The organism is Spirosoma profusum, from assembly GCF_014699005.1.
Taxonomy (GTDB): Bacteria; Bacteroidota; Bacteroidia; order Cytophagales; family Spirosomataceae; genus Spirosoma; species Spirosoma profusum.
Map to the genome: position 1 here is coordinate 86,047 of NZ_JACWZY010000013.1, position 15,346 is coordinate 101,392.

At 46.3% G+C, this 15,346-nt stretch carries 13 protein-coding genes; 11 read left to right on the forward strand and 2 right to left on the reverse strand.

The window, feature by feature from the left end; all coding sequences use genetic code 11:
• Window positions 1-4: 4 nt before the first annotated feature.
• On the forward strand, window positions 5-1,417 hold the full coding sequence (locus IC229_RS16385; RefSeq protein WP_190888080.1) for an efflux RND transporter periplasmic adaptor subunit: 1,413 nt from the start codon (window positions 5-7) through the stop codon (window positions 1,415-1,417).
• Between the two features lie 140 nt (window positions 1,418-1,557).
• A complete protein-coding gene (locus IC229_RS16390; RefSeq protein ID WP_190888081.1) occupies window positions 1,558-2,562 on the forward strand; it encodes an NAD(P)H-dependent glycerol-3-phosphate dehydrogenase in 1,005 nt (334 codons plus the stop codon).
• Between the two features lie 187 nt (window positions 2,563-2,749).
• On the opposite strand, the gene IC229_RS16395 is transcribed toward IC229_RS16390, so the two are convergent.
• Entirely contained in the window at window positions 2,750-2,938 is a 189-nt protein-coding gene (locus IC229_RS16395) for a hypothetical protein (protein ID WP_190888082.1), read from the reverse strand.
• Window positions 2,939-3,080: 142 nt separating this feature from the next.
• On the opposite strand from IC229_RS16395, the gene IC229_RS16400 reads away from it, so the two are divergent.
• The 5 genes from IC229_RS16400 to IC229_RS16420 all read left to right on the forward strand — a co-directional run bounded on the left by IC229_RS16400 (window position 3,081) and on the right by IC229_RS16420 (window position 6,031).
• Window positions 3,081-3,668 carry an RNA polymerase sigma factor gene (locus IC229_RS16400; protein ID WP_190888083.1) on the forward strand — a complete coding sequence of 196 codons (588 nt, stop codon included), beginning with the start codon at window positions 3,081-3,083 and terminating at the stop codon, window positions 3,666-3,668.
• A gap of 96 nt (window positions 3,669-3,764) precedes the next feature.
• The gene (locus IC229_RS16405; protein WP_190888084.1) at window positions 3,765-4,778 is read left to right on the forward strand and encodes a S1C family serine protease; all 1,014 of its coding nucleotides are present in this window, start codon (window positions 3,765-3,767) and stop codon (window positions 4,776-4,778) included.
• Between the two features lie 79 nt (window positions 4,779-4,857).
• Window positions 4,858-5,139 (forward strand): hypothetical protein, encoded by a 282-nt coding sequence (locus tag IC229_RS16410; RefSeq protein ID WP_190888085.1) that lies wholly within the window; start codon window positions 4,858-4,860, stop codon window positions 5,137-5,139.
• 138 nt (window positions 5,140-5,277) lie between these two features.
• Complete coding sequence (moaD, locus tag IC229_RS16415; protein WP_190888086.1) at window positions 5,278-5,526, forward strand: molybdopterin converting factor subunit 1; 249 nt, start codon at window positions 5,278-5,280, stop codon at window positions 5,524-5,526.
• Window positions 5,527-5,620: 94 nt separating this feature from the next.
• A complete protein-coding gene (locus IC229_RS16420; protein ID WP_190888087.1) occupies window positions 5,621-6,031 on the forward strand; it encodes a molybdenum cofactor biosynthesis protein MoaE in 411 nt (136 codons plus the stop codon).
• Between the two features lie 42 nt (window positions 6,032-6,073).
• Here the strand turns inward: IC229_RS16420 and IC229_RS16425 are convergent, their stop codons facing one another.
• Window positions 6,074-7,195: an endonuclease/exonuclease/phosphatase family protein gene (locus IC229_RS16425; protein WP_190888088.1), complete on the reverse strand. Its 1,122-nt coding sequence runs from the start codon at window positions 7,193-7,195 to the stop codon at window positions 6,074-6,076.
• 188 nt (window positions 7,196-7,383) lie between these two features.
• Between IC229_RS16425 and IC229_RS16430 the strand changes: the two genes are divergently transcribed.
• From IC229_RS16430 to IC229_RS16445, 4 genes are all read left to right on the forward strand, one after another.
• Window positions 7,384-7,896 carry a ribosome maturation factor RimP gene (locus IC229_RS16430; protein ID WP_190888089.1) on the forward strand — a complete coding sequence of 171 codons (513 nt, stop codon included), beginning with the start codon at window positions 7,384-7,386 and terminating at the stop codon, window positions 7,894-7,896.
• A gap of 81 nt (window positions 7,897-7,977) precedes the next feature.
• Window positions 7,978-9,222 (forward strand): transcription termination factor NusA, encoded by a 1,245-nt coding sequence (nusA, locus tag IC229_RS16435; RefSeq protein ID WP_190888090.1) that lies wholly within the window; start codon window positions 7,978-7,980, stop codon window positions 9,220-9,222.
• Between the two features lie 181 nt (window positions 9,223-9,403).
• Window positions 9,404-12,715 carry a translation initiation factor IF-2 gene (gene infB / locus IC229_RS16440; RefSeq protein WP_190888091.1) on the forward strand — a complete coding sequence of 1,104 codons (3,312 nt, stop codon included), beginning with the start codon at window positions 9,404-9,406 and terminating at the stop codon, window positions 12,713-12,715.
• A 243-nt stretch (window positions 12,716-12,958) separates the two neighbouring features.
• Window positions 12,959-15,061, forward strand: a complete 2,103-nt coding sequence (locus IC229_RS16445; RefSeq protein WP_190888092.1) for a BatA domain-containing protein — start codon at window positions 12,959-12,961, stop codon at window positions 15,059-15,061.
• The last annotated feature ends 285 nt before the right edge of the window (window positions 15,062-15,346 follow it).

Genomic DNA, 15,346 nt, shown 5'->3' on the forward strand with positions numbered 1-15,346 from the left:
CAATATGAAGAAGTCAAACCGCATCTGGTGGATTTTAGGAGGATTAATTGTTTTAATTGCCGGTGGTCTCTTTGCTGCAAAGGAGGCCGGGTGGATTGGCAAACCCGAAGCAACTGAAGTTGATTTTGCCCTGGTTAAACGGTCTAATATCGTTGAACGGGTTACCGCTTCGGGGCGCGTACAGCCCCAGGTAGAAGTTAAAATCAGCCCCGACGTATCGGGCGAAATCATTGGCTTGTATGTGAATGAAGGTGACCCTGTGAAAGCGGGTCAACTCCTGTGCCGCATCCGCCCCGACAACTACGAGTCGATGATGGCGCGGGCGAAAGCTACTGTTAATCAGAGCCGTGCACAGCTGGAGCAGTCGAAAGCGTCGGTAGCTCAGTCGAGTGCCCGACTGATTCGGGCCAAAGCTGATTATGAGCGAACTCGTAAACTGTTTGCTGATAAAGTTATTTCTTCCGCCGACCTCGAAACCAGCGAGGCCAACTATAATGTAGGGCAACAAGAGGTAGAAGCCGCAAAAGCTAACGTTCGGGCGGCTCAGTTCAACATACAAAGTGCCGAAGCTAACCTGCGCGATGCCAGCGAAAACCTGCGCAAAACAACCATTTACTCCCCAGTCAACGGAACCGTTTCGAAACTAAATATCGAATTGGGTGAACGGGTTGTTGGTACGTCGCAGATGGCCGGTACGGAAATCATGCGGATTGCAAACCTCCAAAACATGGAAGTTCGGGTGAATGTCAACGAAAACGACATTGTGCGTGTAACTCTGGGTGACACCGCCGATATTGAAGTTGATTCCTATACTACGTCTGGCCGCAAATTCAAAGGGATTGTTTATGAAGTGGCCAATACCGCTAACGGGCTGGCTGCTAATGCAGGAGCGGCTGCTTCTGTATCGACTGATGCGGTCACGGAATTTGAGGTGAAAGTGAAAATCCTCAATAGTTCCTATACCGACCTGTTGGCAGTGAAAGACAAAAAAGGCTATCCCTTTAAGCCAGGAATGACGGCTTCCGTCGAAATTATCACTGATCGAAAATCGAACGTATTGTCGGTGCCAATTGCCGCCGTTACAACACGAGGGGTTGATTCAACAGCTATTGATACCGAGAAATTGGAAGATCGACGTAATGGTACGGTCGATGAGAAACCAACGAATCAGGCCGAAAAGAAAGAAAAACCAAAGGAAATTGTTTTCGTCAACGTAGCAGGTAAGGCCGTTCAGCGTGAAGTCAAAACGGGTATCAGCGACTTCGAAAACATTGAAATCCTATCTGGACTGAAATCTGGCGAGCAGATCGTTTCAGGGCCGTTTATTGCAGTTTCTAAAAAACTGAAAAATGACCAACTCATCGTGAAACGCGATCCGAAGAAGAATAAGAAGAAGGAAGAAGATAAAGAAGAATAGAACCGACTTCTGAACCGGGATTTAGCTGATTGATGGATTTACACGATTTTTTTTTAATGAAAGCGCTTCTTTGAAGCGAAAAACAAAATCCTGAAAATCCATCAATCAGCTAAATCCCGGTTCAGAATTATCTTTACTCCATGAAACAATCACAACCCGTTCGGTTGACGATGGTTGGTGGAGGAAGCTGGGCGACGGCGCTCGTTAAAATTCTTTCCGAAAACAACGTCAGCATTAAATGGTGGCTTCGTAAATCGTCGGATGCGGAGCATATCAAAAAATTTGGGCACAATCCCAGCTACCTTAGCGATGTGCAGATTAACACCCGAAAAGTGAAGGTCTGTATCAAAATTCGAGAGGCTGTTCGTGATAGCGAATTTATTATTCTTGCCGTTCCGGCTGCGTTTATTGGCGACGCACTTACTGGGCTAAAACCTGAGCATTTTGCCGGGAAATGGGTGATTTCGGCTATAAAAGGAATGATTCCCTCGGCTAATCAGTTGGTAACTGATTGGGTGAGCAATCAATATGACGTACCACCCGAACGAATGGCGGTGATCGCCGGCCCATGCCATGCCGAAGAAGTAGCCCTCGAAAAACAATCTTACCTCACCATTGCCTCGCCCGATTCCGACAGTGCAAAACGAGTGGCCGACCTGCTACGTTGCCGGTTTGTGCAGACAACTCCCGTCGATGACATTTACGGTATTGAATACGCAGCCGTCATGAAAAACATCATTGCGCTGGCCTGTGGTATTACGCGGGGATTAGGCTACGGCGATAATTTCCAGGCAGTTCTGGTGTCGAATGCTATGCAGGAAATCCGTCGGTTCGTGGATGCAGTTTATCCAAAACATCGTGATTTGAGTGGCTCGGCCTATCTCGGGGATTTGCTCGTGACGGCCTATTCACCGTTTAGCCGCAACCGCACGTTTGGTACGTTGATTGGTCGGGGCTACACGATTCAATCGGCTCAGGCCGAAATGAACATGATAGCTGAAGGATATTATGCTGTCAAAAGTATTCACGAAATCAATAAGCAGTTCAACGTCGACATGCCCATCACGAGAGCAGTCTACTGTATTCTATATGAACGAGCTTCGCCAACGGCCGAAATGAATAAGCTGAAAGGGGAATTGATGTAGAGACAAGGCATGCCTTGTCTCCCAGCCGGATGGTTTTGCTGATGCCTGCTATTGCTGACGCCAATGAGACAAGGCATGCCTTGTCTCTACAAAACACAATAAAAAAAGCTCCCTGAATAATCAGGAAGCTTCCAATCGTTTATAGCGTTGTCGGCAAGAATTACCGGCAGTTGTGCCTTAGCAAAAATTACTTCGCGCTATCAGCAGACATCGTCGAAGCGGAATCCGTAGCCATCGTCGAGTCCGTAGCCATCGTCGAAGAAGAATCCGTCGTGGTGGTGGTCGTTTCGGTGGTTTCGGTCTTCTTCGAGCTGCAAGACGTAGCCAGGGCGATCATAGCCATGAAAAAGAAGGCGGATTTCGTGATTGCTTTCATAGTTTTGAGAATGTTTTCGTTTAGTGATTATGAATAAATGTCAACCTTAATACCCGACACGGGAAAAGGTAACCCAAACAATTTTTATTTTTTTTTTGGGTTACGTCTAAAGGCTTTTTGTATTAAGTAATAGCTCAACTCAATGAAGGAAAACAGGCTACCCGTATGGACTGATGACGAGTTGCTGACGGGTTTGGCCGATGGCTCTGACGACGCATTGATGCAATTGTATCGCCAGTATTTTCCGATGGTGCTTCACTTCGTAACCAACAATAGCGGCAGCGAAGACGACGCCAAGGATATTTACCAGGAAGCGTTGATTGTATTATTTGAAAAGGTGAGAGGTGGTTCGCTGGAACTGCATTGTCAACTAAAGACGTACCTCTATTCGGTTTGCAGACGCTTATGGCTGAAGCAATTGTCGCAACGTAGTCGATATATGGTACGTGATGTAGAAACGCCCGCATCCGACGACCTGGTCATCGAACAAATCGGCGACGACTTGCTGGAACATGAAGAGCGAGATCGGCAGTTTACATTGATGGCCGATTCACTCGAACGACTCGGGGAACCCTGTCGAACGTTGTTAGAAGATTTTTACATCCAGCATCTAAGTATGCAGGAGATTACCGAAAAGTTTGGCTATACCAACGCTGACAACGCTAAAACGCAGAAATACAAATGTCTGATGCGGCTCAAGCGGCTCTTCTTTTCGGAATACAAACAGTGATACGTTATAAAGTTGTAAGGTTATAAAGTTTCGGCGTCAGCTAACTTATAATTCAAACAACCGCACCGGCGCTCCGGTCTATAATCACTCATAGAGATGAACGACGAACGCGAAATCGAACAGTCGCTTTACGCTTACGGAGAACGTATTCGTTTTAAGCAACGACTAAAAAAAGTACAAGCCCGGTTGGACATGGATGCCATGCGCCAGGAGGCTGATACGTATCGTTTTCAAAGTCAGACCACAGGTCAGATTCGGGCGTTGTGGCAAACGTATCGTACTACGTTGGCAGTAGCGGCTACGGCGGCTATTATCACTACGTTCGGTTCTATTTTCCTTTACCGATCTTACCAGCAGAGTCACCAGCAGGAACAACAGTATAGTTTGCTGAGCAAAGAGATTCAGGCTGTTAAGTCATCCCAACGGAAACTTATCAACGATATTAATGGACGAGGGCGGGGATTGTCTATCAACCCGGCACAGGTATCAGGGTCGGGATTTCTGTTGACACCTGACGGTTATTTTGTGACGAATAATCACATCGTTCGGGAGGCAGATTCGGTGTATGTCCAGAGCGTGAAAGGTGAGGTTTATAAAGCACGAGTTGTCTTTACTGATAGTCAGCACGATCTTGCTTTTCTACAACTTTGTGATGATAGCGCTTTCCGAACACTACCTCCTGTACCGTATGGTTTTGAAGCCCGCCCATCTGAATTGGGTGAACGTGTATATACCCTCGGTTATCCGCGCGAGGAGATTGTATATGGCGAGGGTTATCTGAGTTCCGGAACGGGCTATCGGGGCGATTCAACGGCCTATCAGGTCGCTATCGGTGTAAACCCAGGTAACTCAGGCGGTCCGCTGCTTGATGAGAAAGGTAACGTAATTGGTATAATCAGCGGTAAACAGACTACATCGGAAGGTGTAAGCTTCGCTGTCAAAACAAATTACCTGATCGAAGCGCTGAACACAATTCCGGCTGATTCGCTCAAAGGCCAGCCGCTACGTCTGAACCGAAAAAACACGATGACTAATCTGTCGCGGAAACAACAGATCAAGCGCATGCAGGATTACGTATATCAGGTAAAAGTATTCAAGCACAAAGACTAACGTAGCATTTTTGCCATCAGCCTTAAACAATTGAGTCCTTTCATGGGTTATTACGTTGTTTTAAATCAACTCAACAACCATGAAAAAGATAGTGATGCTGGCGGCTATGCTGGCCTTTTCAACCGCTGTTGTATTCGCTCAGGATACGAAAGAGAATGCCAAAGAAACGGCGAAACAAGCCGGGCAAACCGTTGATGCCGCAGCCGATAAGGTCGGACGTGAAACCCGTCAGGCCGCCCGGAAGACGAAAAGAGCAGCTCGTAACGCTAAGGAAGACGTAAAAGACGGAACGAATAAAGCGCTCGATAAGGCTGACCGGAAAATGAAAAAAGCCGAACGAAAACTCGATAATTCGAACTAGAAAGACCTTTTTTATAAAAACCTGTGCTGTTGTCTGGCTTAAGCTGATAATGGCACAGGTTTTTTATGAGTATCTGACGAACTTCGATAACACGTTTACTTGTTCGTTTGGTACGTTTACTGACCGATACGTTACTTTATGAATTCAACCGTTTCAGTACTTTTATTTGGTATTACCCGCGACCTAACCGGGCAATCGACAGTGTCAGTTTCATTGCCAGCGAATGCGCGTGTTGCTGAATTACTAAATCAGTTGCATCAGAATTACCCTGCACTAGCCTCCATTCGTTCGTTGTTGGTAGCAGTGAATGGCGAGTATGCTGAAGCCGATCAGCTTGTTCACCAAAATGACGAAATTGCGCTTATTCCGCCCGTTAGTGGCGGCTAAAAACGCAAAATGAATAATGAGTAATATAGAATGATTTCTTACCGCTATTATTCATTCGGGATGCCTGTGTGGTTCATTTCTCACTATTCATTTTATGATTGCACTCACTTCAGAACCCATTGACGTTACGTCGGCCCTATATGAACTCCAGTCGGCGCAGGCTGGAGCCATTGATATATTTTTGGGCGTTGTGCGCGACAATACCCAGCAGCGTCCGGTTGACCGATTGGAGTATGAAGCCTACGACCGAATGGCCATAGGTGAAATGCAGAAGATTGCCGATGATGCTAACCAACGCTGGCCGTTGCTACGTTGCCTGATTATTCACCGGAAAGGTACGTTGCAGATTGGCGAAATTGCGGTTCTGATTGGTGTTGCAACCGCCCACCGCGCCGATGCTTTCGAAGCCTGCCGCTACATCATCGATACCATCAAACAAACCGTTCCTATCTGGAAAAAAGAAATCTTTATGGATGGTGAAATTTGGGTGAATGCGCATCCATAACGTAGCAGCAGGAATTTTTACTACGTATCGTTTCCTCAGCGTCTATTTTTTCACAAGATACGTCCCGACGATGGGGTAGTGGTCGGAATAACCGATGTAGTTGATCGTCTCAAAGTTCTGGACCGGAAGTTTAGGATCGTGAAACTGGTTGTCGATACGTATAAATCCAGGCAATCGATTGTAGGTAAAACCAAAACCACGCCCTGCATCCTCGAAGCTATTCGGTAAAATTCGGCGCAGACGCTCGTACACTACACTATAAGGCGTATCGTTGTGGTCGCCTGTCACAATAACCGGATACGGGCTCTCCTGAATGAATTTCTCAACTACACGAACCTGCTCGTTACGTTCAATGAATCCGTTACGTAGCGCACTCAGCACGCCACGGGTTTCCTGCCGCACTTTTTTTAACTCATTCTGCCTCAGTACACGTCCCACCCGAATCCCCATAGACTGTAAGTGAACGTTGATGACCCGGATGGTATCATTGCCGATCTTAATATTTGCCCAAACCACCCCATTGGCACCATAAAAAGCCTGACTGCCCGAAGCAATAATCGGATACCTGGAAAAAGTAGCTATGCCAATATAACCATCTTTTGCCCGCGCTTCATTAGAGTTTAAGAGGGCCGAATAGGGGTAGCCGGTCATTTTGAAACGTAGCAGAATGTCATAATCAGGGATTTCAGATGCGGTGGCGAATTCCTGAAAGCATTTGATGGGCGCGTCGTAACGTAGTACGTAGTTGATGATACGTCGGGCGCGGGGTGAACTCCGGTAGCGCGTCCAGTAATCTTCGAGTCCGAAAGTATGTGCATTATAACTAAATACCTTTACTGGCATGAAGCCAGCGGGAACATCCTGTTCGCTGTTCCAGACAAAAGTGCGGTGGCCAAATAAAAGTAGTCCCAAAATAACCACGATACCCGACAACCAGCTTCGCCAGGGACTTGTAGTAAGCCAGAGGATAACAACTATTAAGTTCAGAAAAATGGCTACTGGTAACGTAATCATAATCATACCGGCAGTCCAGTGTTCAACGGGAAGCGAATAGAGTAACCAGTAAGCGAGGCATGTGTATAAAACCAGCAGAATATTCAGCGACCACAGCAATGACCGGAAAAAATAGGCAACGAGTTGCCCAACTCTCGTACGTAGTGTCATAGGGTGTCGGTGGGCGGTACAAATATCCTCATTACGTCAAAATTAAGGCATTATGCCTGAATTGCCTGCACGAAGCAGTTGGTCAGGGCTTGCTATCGACACAGAAACGTATTATCTTTGGGGCATTAAAACCATATGGCATTGATTAAAAAAGGGAGTCGCACTCCCTTTTTTGTTAGCCTTACCTTATGGACGACAAAGCAAAAATTACTGATCTGGTGCAACCATTTCTTAACAATGGACAACTTTATGTTGTTGATTGTCAGGTAGCTGGTCGACAGGGAGGACGTTTGAAAGTGACAATTTTACTCGATAGCGATACGGGTATTACGATTGACGAATGCGCAGAAGTCAGCCGTAAATTAGGCTCGTTGATGGATGAGTCAAATTTTTTTGGTGAAAAACCATTTACGCTCGAAGTTTCGTCGCCTGGTATTGATTATCCGCTCACCTTCGCCCGCCAGTTTGTGCGAAATATCGGGCGACAACTCGTTGTTACGTTAACCGATGGAGCAACACGGACCGGTAAGCTGGAATCCGCCAGTGATGAGCAGATTGTGCTGGATATTCAGCCCGAAAAAAAGTCAAAGAGTAAAAAGAAAAAAGAAGCTGACGTAGCGGCTGAAGCGCCACCAACTGGCCCCACGCCAATTCCGTTTGAGCAGATTAAAAAAGCGAATGTAGAAATATCGTTTAAATAAAGTTATCAGTCAATAGTCGGCAGTCGTTAATTAAGCGAATGCCAACGACTAACGACTGCCGACTATTGACTAACTACTAAAATGACCAGTGGACTATTAATTGAATCGTTTGCTGACTTTGCCCGGTCCAAAAACATTGACCGGCCCACCATGATTTCTATCCTGGAAGAAGTCTTCCGGACGATGATACGTAAGAAATTCGGTACCGACGAAAACTTCGACGTCATTATTAACGCCGAAAGTGGTGACCTCGAAATGTGGCGCACCCGCGAAATCGTTGATGACGATTCGGAAGATATCTGGGATTATGATAAAATTCCGCTTGCCGAAGCCCGTAAAATTCAGGACGACTTTGAAGTGGGTGAGCAAGTTGCTGAAGAGGTAAAACTGGAAGATTTCGGTCGCCGGGTTGTGCAAACTGCTCGCCAGACGCTGATTCAGAAGATAAAGGATATGGAAAAAGAACTCCTTTATCAGAAATACAAAGATCAGGTTGGCGATTTGATTGGCGCGGAAGTATATCAGTTGCTCAAGCACGAAATCATTCTGGTTGATAGCGAAAACAATGAATTGAGTTTGCCACGTACTGAACAGATTCCTAAAGATCGTTACCGGAAAGGTGAAGCGGTAAAAGCTGTCATCAGCCGGGTTGAGATGCTGAATGGTACGCCCAAAATTGTGCTTTCGCGCACGTCACCCGTATTTCTGGAGCGTTTATTTGAAATTGAGGTGCCCGAAATTTATGACGGTCTGATTTCGATACGTAAGATTGTTCGGGAGCCGGGTGAACGGGCTAAAGTAGCCGTTGAATCCTATGATGACCGCATCGATCCGGTAGGAGCCTGCGTTGGGATGAAAGGTTCACGTATTCATGGTATTGTTCGGGAATTGGGTAACGAAAATATTGACGTAATCAATTACACCGAAAATCTGGAACTGCTCATCAGCCGTGCACTAAGTCCGGCCAAAATCAGTTCGATGCAAATCGACCGGGATGTCCGGCGCGTCTCTGTTTTCCTAAAGCCCGATCAGGTATCACTGGCTATCGGTAAAGGTGGTCAGAACATTAAACTGGCCGGGCGGTTGGTAGATATGGAGATCGACGTATTCCGTGATAACGAAGGTCAGGAGGACGACGAAGACGTTGACCTGATGGAATTCTCGGACGAAATCGATGAATGGATGATTGACGAACTCCGCAAGGTCGGTCTCGATACAGCCAAAAGCGTACTGGCTCTCAATAAAGAGGAACTCGTCCGAAGAACCGACTTGGAAGAAGATACTGTCGAAGAGATTTTGAACATCCTCAAGCAGGAGTTTGAGTGATAGTAAAGAATACTGTAAAATGAACCGTGCGGGCAGCCCTGAATGGACAGTAACAGCCCTAAAATCATTGTTCATTTTACATTATTCCCTATTCATTATCTAAGTGCGGGATTTTAATTGCTGTAACTATTGTTCATACCATAAGAACAACCACTAAATTTGCCGAATATAGACCATACGTATGGCAGAAGAAAAGTCAATGCGCCTAAGCCAGGTAACCAGTATTCTTAAGGTAGGTAAAGACACTATCTTGAAGAGTCTGTCTGCCAAAGGGTTTAAGGTTGATAATAATCCTAACACCAAAATCAACATGGAACAGTTGGAGGTGTTAGCGAAGGAATACAAATCAACGGAACTCCTGAGCGGTGCTCGACGGACCGAAGCACCGGCTACGGTTGCTGAGCCCCCACGCCGTCAGGAGGAGGATGTCGTTGCATGGCGTCGGGAGGACGCGAGACGTCCAATTGTGGAGAATAAACCAACAACGGCCCCTGTAGAGCCGGTGAAAGAGGTATTAACGGAGTCAAAACCTGCTCAGCAAACGGCACAGACCGGTTTACCAGGTTTGAAAATTCTGGGTAAAATCGATTTAAATGCTAAGCCGCCAACTCCGTCTGCACCACCACAGGCGAAAGTGACGCCACCGAAGGAGGAGAAACCAATTCAGACTCCTCCTAAACCAGCGGAACCAGTAAAAGCCGAAGAGCCTAAACCTGTTACGCCTTCAGTACCTAATCCGCCACCAGTGGCAGAGGTAGTGAAACCAGTAGAAACTAAAGTTGTTACTGCACCAGTAGCTCCTCCACCGACTCCAGCCGAGGAAAAAGAAAATAAGCCTGTCATTGTGGCAGAGAAACCCGTTGAGGTTTCGATACCTAAAGTCAATGCAGAAAAAACGGAAACTCGTCCTGAAAAACAGAACGTAACGCCATCGGTGGAAAAAGCACCCGTATTGCCAAAGCAACCTGTTACACCTGTTGATAAAACGGTTGAACCAACTGAAGAAGAAGATGACAGTGCACCAACAGAAACCATTCGGGCTGCTGGTAGTCATCAACTCGGCGGACTGAAAATACTAGGTAAAATTGAGTTGCCCGTTAATAATCCCCGGCAAGGAGGAGGACAGGGTAGTAATGCCGATAAGAAGAAACGTAAACGCATTCGCGGTGGTCGCGAAGGTGCTTTAGGTAGTACGGCCCAACCTAATCAGGGTGGTGGTAATCAGCCACAGGGTCAGGGCGGTAACACCCCACGTAACGATCGCGCTCCACGTGATGGCGACCGGGCTCCGGCCAATCGTCAAGGCGACCGCAATCAGGCGGGTGGCCAGCGCGACGGTAATCGTCCTGATGGAAATCGTCCACAAGGCGAACGTAATCAGAATACGGCAAACCGAGCTGGTGGTAATAACCAGCCTCAGCAAAATAATACGAATACCACGAATACGCCTGCTAACCGGGGTGGAGTTGGTAATAATAACAATAACAACAATAATAAGACTGGAGGTGGCGGTCGTGGTGGTCGTGACCGTAATCGTGGTGGCGGTGGTGGCGACCGTACAGGCGGTAACAATCGTCGTGAAGTGCCGACACAGGCCGACGTACGTAAAGCTATTCAGCAAACAAACGCCCGAATGCTTGGCAATACGCCGAACCGGGGTGCCGACCGTCGACGTGACCGTCGGAATCAGCGTGAAGAGGACCGCCGTTTGATGAACGAACAGGAGGAACTTGAGGCTAAAATTCTGAAAGTGACCGAGTTCGTATCTGCAAATGACCTGGCCTCGTTGATGGACGTATCGATTAACGACGTTATATCGGTATGTCTGAACCTGGGAATGTTCGTGTCAATTAACCAACGGTTAGACGCCGAAGCCATTACGGTAATTGCTGATGAGTTTGGTTATGACGTTCAGTTTGTATCAGCTGAAGACGAAACCGAAGCTGGTATCGACGTAGAAGCCGACGAACCGGATGAGCTACAGCCACGTGCTCCCATCGTTACGATCATGGGTCACGTCGACCACGGTAAAACATCGTTGCTTGACTATATTCGTCGGGCTAAGGTAGCCGCTGGTGAAGCTGGTGGTATTACGCAGCACATAGGTGCTTATAGCGTAAAAACAGCCGACGACCGAAGGATTACGTTCCTCGATACGCCTGGTCACGAAGCGTTTACGGCTATGCGGGCACGGGGCGCCAAAGTTACCGACGTAGTAATCATCGTTATTGCAGCTGACGACAGCGTGATGCCGCAGACCCGCGAGGCTATTAACCACGCGCAGGTAGCAGGTGTACCTATTGTCTTTGCCTTCTCGAAAGTAGATAAGCCTGGTGCCGATGCCGAAAAAATTCGGAATGAGCTGGCTACTATGAATCTACTTGTTGAAGAGTGGGGTGGTAAATATCAGGCTCAGGAAATATCTTCGAAATCGGGTATGGGCGTTGATGACCTGCTCGAAAAAGTCTTGCTTGAAGCCGAATTGCTCGAACTGAAAGCCAATCCTGATCGGCGCGCTTTTGGTACAGTTATCGAAGCATCTCTCGACAAAGGACGCGGATACGTATCGACCGTTCTGGTTGAAAACGGTACGTTACGTCAGGGCGATATAATGCTGGTAGGCGCTCATTACGGACGTATCAGAGCTATGACAAATGATCGGGGTGAACGTATCAAAGAATCAGGACCGGCTACTCCTGTTCAGATTCTGGGATTGCCGGGTGCTCCACAGGCTGGTGATAAGTTTAACGTAATGGAAACGGAGCGTGAAGCCCGCGAAATTGCGAACAAACGTGAACAACTCCTGCGTGAACAGTCGCTACGTACCCGCAAGCACATTACGCTCGAAGAAATTGGTCGACGTAAAGCCATCGGTACATTCAAAGAGTTGAACGTTATTGTGAAAGGTGACGTGGACGGTTCTGTAGAAGCTCTGTCAGATTCGTTACTGCAACTGTCGACGGAAGAAGTTCAGGTGAACATCATCCATAAAGCTGTTGGGCAAATCTCAGAATCGGACGTATTGCTGGCTTCTGCTTCAGATGCGGTAATTGTTGGTTTCCAGGTACGTCCTTCTTCAAGCGCACGTAAACTGGCTGAGCAGGAACAGATTGAAATTCGTCTGTACTCGATTATCTACGACGCCATTAACGAAGTCAAAGATGCTATGGAAGGCTTGCTGGCACCGACCGTTGAAGAAGTGATTGTTGGAAATATTGAAGTTCGTGATGTGTTCAAAATCAGTAAAGTCGGTACGGTAGCAGGTTGCTACGTAACGGAAGGCAACATCAAACGGAACAATAAAATCCGGATCATTCGCGACTTCATCGTGATTCACACCGGCGAAATCAGTGCCTTGAAACGCTTTAAGGAAGATGTCAATGAAGTGAAGTTCGGCTACGAATGTGGTCTAAGCATCAAGAACTTCAATGATATTGAAGTTGGCGACGTAATTGAAAGCTTCGAACTGAAAGAAGTGAAGCGTACATTGTAAACCGGGATTTAACAGATTGAGGGATTTTCAGGATTTTGTTTTCGCTTCTTCGAAGTGCACCATTAACAAACAAAATCTTAAAAATCCCTCAATCTGTTAAATCCCGGTTCAGACATTTGCCCCGACTCTCTGAGCCGGGGCATTTTATGTTATCGCAATCCCTGATTAACTTAGGCACCGAAGAAACGAAAGGCTCGTGTTGGGTCGTTAGTAAGAAAATATAGTTCGCGGCAAATACTCTGAATGAACTTCCTATATCCCTCCTTCTTGTTTGGCTTGATGGCCATATCGGTTCCAATTGCCATCCACTTATTTAATTTCCGACGTACGCGTCGGGTATTTTTCACCAACGTAGCATTACTACGTACTGTTCAGACCGAAACAAAGTCGTTTCGACGACTGAAACATTGGCTCATCCTGGCCTGTCGATGCCTGTTTTTATTGTGTCTGGTATTAGCCTTTGCGCAACCCTTCATTCCGAGTAAAAACAAATTGGGTCTGTCGCGGCAGGGCGTAACGAGTTTGTATGTTGATAATTCGTTCAGTATGCAGAACGAACGTAACACAAAGCGATATCTGGATATTGCTATCGGCAAGCTGGATGAGTTACTGACGCTGTTTCGCAATGCGACTTCACTACAACTGTTGACGAATGATTTTTCGGTAGCTGAACAACAGGCTGGAACTGCTGAGTCTATCCGTGATCGCGTTACGTCGATTCGATTTGCTCATACTCCTCGTCCGCTCGAAACGGTCTATCGACGGCAGCGTAATCTACTGAGTTCGCTCAATCCAGGTGGGCGGAATCAGTTGTTCTGGTTTTCTGATTTCCAAAAAAGCACCACTGGCGATTTATCGCAACTGAAAATTGATACTACTGATCGGTTGTTTATTGTACCGCTTGATGCGCAGTCCACTAAAAACGTTTATGTGGATTCGGTGTGGCTTAGTACACCTTTTATTCGCGAAATGCAGAATAACAGTCTGAATGTCAAGTTGACCAATGCGGGCCGGGAGAACGTAAAGAATCTGCCAGTACGTCTCTACCTTGATGATACACAGACGTCAACAGCAACAGCAGACCTTCCACCAGGGGGCTCGGCAACGGTTTCACTCAATTTTAACGTAACAACGAAAGGGTACCATCGGGGACGAATTGTCTTTGAGGATTTTCCTATTACGTTCGACAACCAGTACTTTTTCGTTATCGAAGCCTCACCAGCCGTGCGAGTGCTACATCTGTTTGAGCAAAAAGCCAGTTCGCCAAACCGATTGGCGGATTATATAGATGCCGTTTATTCGAATGACAGCTTGTTTGTTCGGCGGAGCTTCAATGCTCAGAACTTCGATGTAGGGCAATTGAAAGAAACCGATTTAGTGGTTTTGGAAGGCGTCACAGACGTAAATGGTACGTTACGTACTGAATTGGAACGGTTTGTGCGTCAAGGCGGTAGCCTTACAATCATTCCACCGACAAATCCAAATAGTACGTCGTATGCGCCTTTTCTGCGCAATCTTGGAGTGGGTAATCTACAAGTTACGGCCATTGCCGGTGTAGAACCTGGTAAGCTTCCCGTGGCCGAACCTGATCGGCGTAATCCGTTTTTTCGGGATGTATTTCAGCAGAGTTATCAATCCGACCCGCTAAATATGCCCACGGCGGCTCCCGTTTGGCGCTGGAGTGCGGGTGAAAGACTAGTCAATCTGCGCGATGGTAGCCCATTGTTAACGCATTCGACCGTTGGGGGAGGGACTAATTCCCGGCAGGGTAATGTTTACATATTGGCTAACCCGTTGACATCTGCTTATGGAAATCTTGCCGAACATGCGCTGTTTGTTCCGGTCATGTATAAAATGGCGGCACTAAGTGTGCGCCCTAAACGAACAGCCTACTCATTTGATGAAAACTTAATTAGTATTCCTGTAAACAATCCGTCGGAACGCGCCGTTTATAAACTCAAGCATGATAAGCTGGAGATCATTCCGGTGCAACGGGTGGTGGGTAATCAACTGCTACTTGAAATGCCAAAGAGTAATGAACTGGCTGCCGGACAGGAAGTTGAATCGGGTTATTACGAACTTCAACTAAATAATAAAACGGAACGACTGCTAGCATTCAATCACGGGAATCAGGAGTCAGCTATGGATTTCTATTCGGCAGATGAGCTACGCCGGGCCTTTACCAATCAGCCTAATGTAGAAGTGTTTGATAGCATTCAGGATGGTGATTTTGTCCAAGTATTAGAGAAGGAAAATTTAGGAAAAAGTCTCTGGAAATATTTCTTATTAGGGTCACTCGTTTTTCTATTAATCGAGGCAGGATTAGTACGTTTTATGAAAGGATAATTTTCTAAATAAATTAAGTAATTTACTCAAAAAAAGTATTTTAAATTTAGTGAAAAATCCTTAAAATTAATTAGTAGAATTGCTTAAGAATTTATTAGGTAATTTTATCGAGGGCCTTAAAATAACGTAAATAAGCTTATTTACGTTATTCAGTATTTATAATGATATATTGTTTAGTGATATTAATTATATAATAAGTGACTTGCAATTAAAATTAGATTAAAAAATAAGCCGACGTAAAAACTCTGTGATCGCCCTGGAAACAAAATTTGGTTGTAAAAAGGG

What these genes read in the sequence shown, in the direction of transcription:
- IC229_RS16425 (WP_190888088.1), bottom strand. Translation starts at nt 7,195, where the DNA reads ATGACACTACGTACGAGAGTTGGGCAACTCGTTGCCTATTTTTTCCGG.
- IC229_RS16405 (WP_190888084.1), top strand. Translation starts at nt 3,765, where the DNA reads ATGAACGACGAACGCGAAATCGAACAGTCGCTTTACGCTTACGGAGAA.
- infB (WP_190888091.1), top strand. Translation starts at nt 9,404, where the DNA reads ATGGCAGAAGAAAAGTCAATGCGCCTAAGCCAGGTAACCAGTATTCTT.
- IC229_RS16410 (WP_190888085.1), top strand. Translation starts at nt 4,858, where the DNA reads ATGAAAAAGATAGTGATGCTGGCGGCTATGCTGGCCTTTTCAACCGCT.
- IC229_RS16385 (WP_190888080.1), top strand. Translation starts at nt 5, where the DNA reads ATGAAGAAGTCAAACCGCATCTGGTGGATTTTAGGAGGATTAATTGTT.
- IC229_RS16445 (WP_190888092.1), top strand. Translation starts at nt 12,959, where the DNA reads ATGAACTTCCTATATCCCTCCTTCTTGTTTGGCTTGATGGCCATATCG.
- nusA (WP_190888090.1), top strand. Translation starts at nt 7,978, where the DNA reads ATGACCAGTGGACTATTAATTGAATCGTTTGCTGACTTTGCCCGGTCC.
- IC229_RS16395 (WP_190888082.1), bottom strand. Translation starts at nt 2,938, where the DNA reads ATGAAAGCAATCACGAAATCCGCCTTCTTTTTCATGGCTATGATCGCC.
- IC229_RS16400 (WP_190888083.1), top strand. Translation starts at nt 3,081, where the DNA reads ATGAAGGAAAACAGGCTACCCGTATGGACTGATGACGAGTTGCTGACG.
- IC229_RS16430 (WP_190888089.1), top strand. Translation starts at nt 7,384, where the DNA reads ATGGACGACAAAGCAAAAATTACTGATCTGGTGCAACCATTTCTTAAC.
- moaD (WP_190888086.1), top strand. Translation starts at nt 5,278, where the DNA reads ATGAATTCAACCGTTTCAGTACTTTTATTTGGTATTACCCGCGACCTA.
- IC229_RS16390 (WP_190888081.1), top strand. Translation starts at nt 1,558, where the DNA reads ATGAAACAATCACAACCCGTTCGGTTGACGATGGTTGGTGGAGGAAGC.
- IC229_RS16420 (WP_190888087.1), top strand. Translation starts at nt 5,621, where the DNA reads ATGATTGCACTCACTTCAGAACCCATTGACGTTACGTCGGCCCTATAT.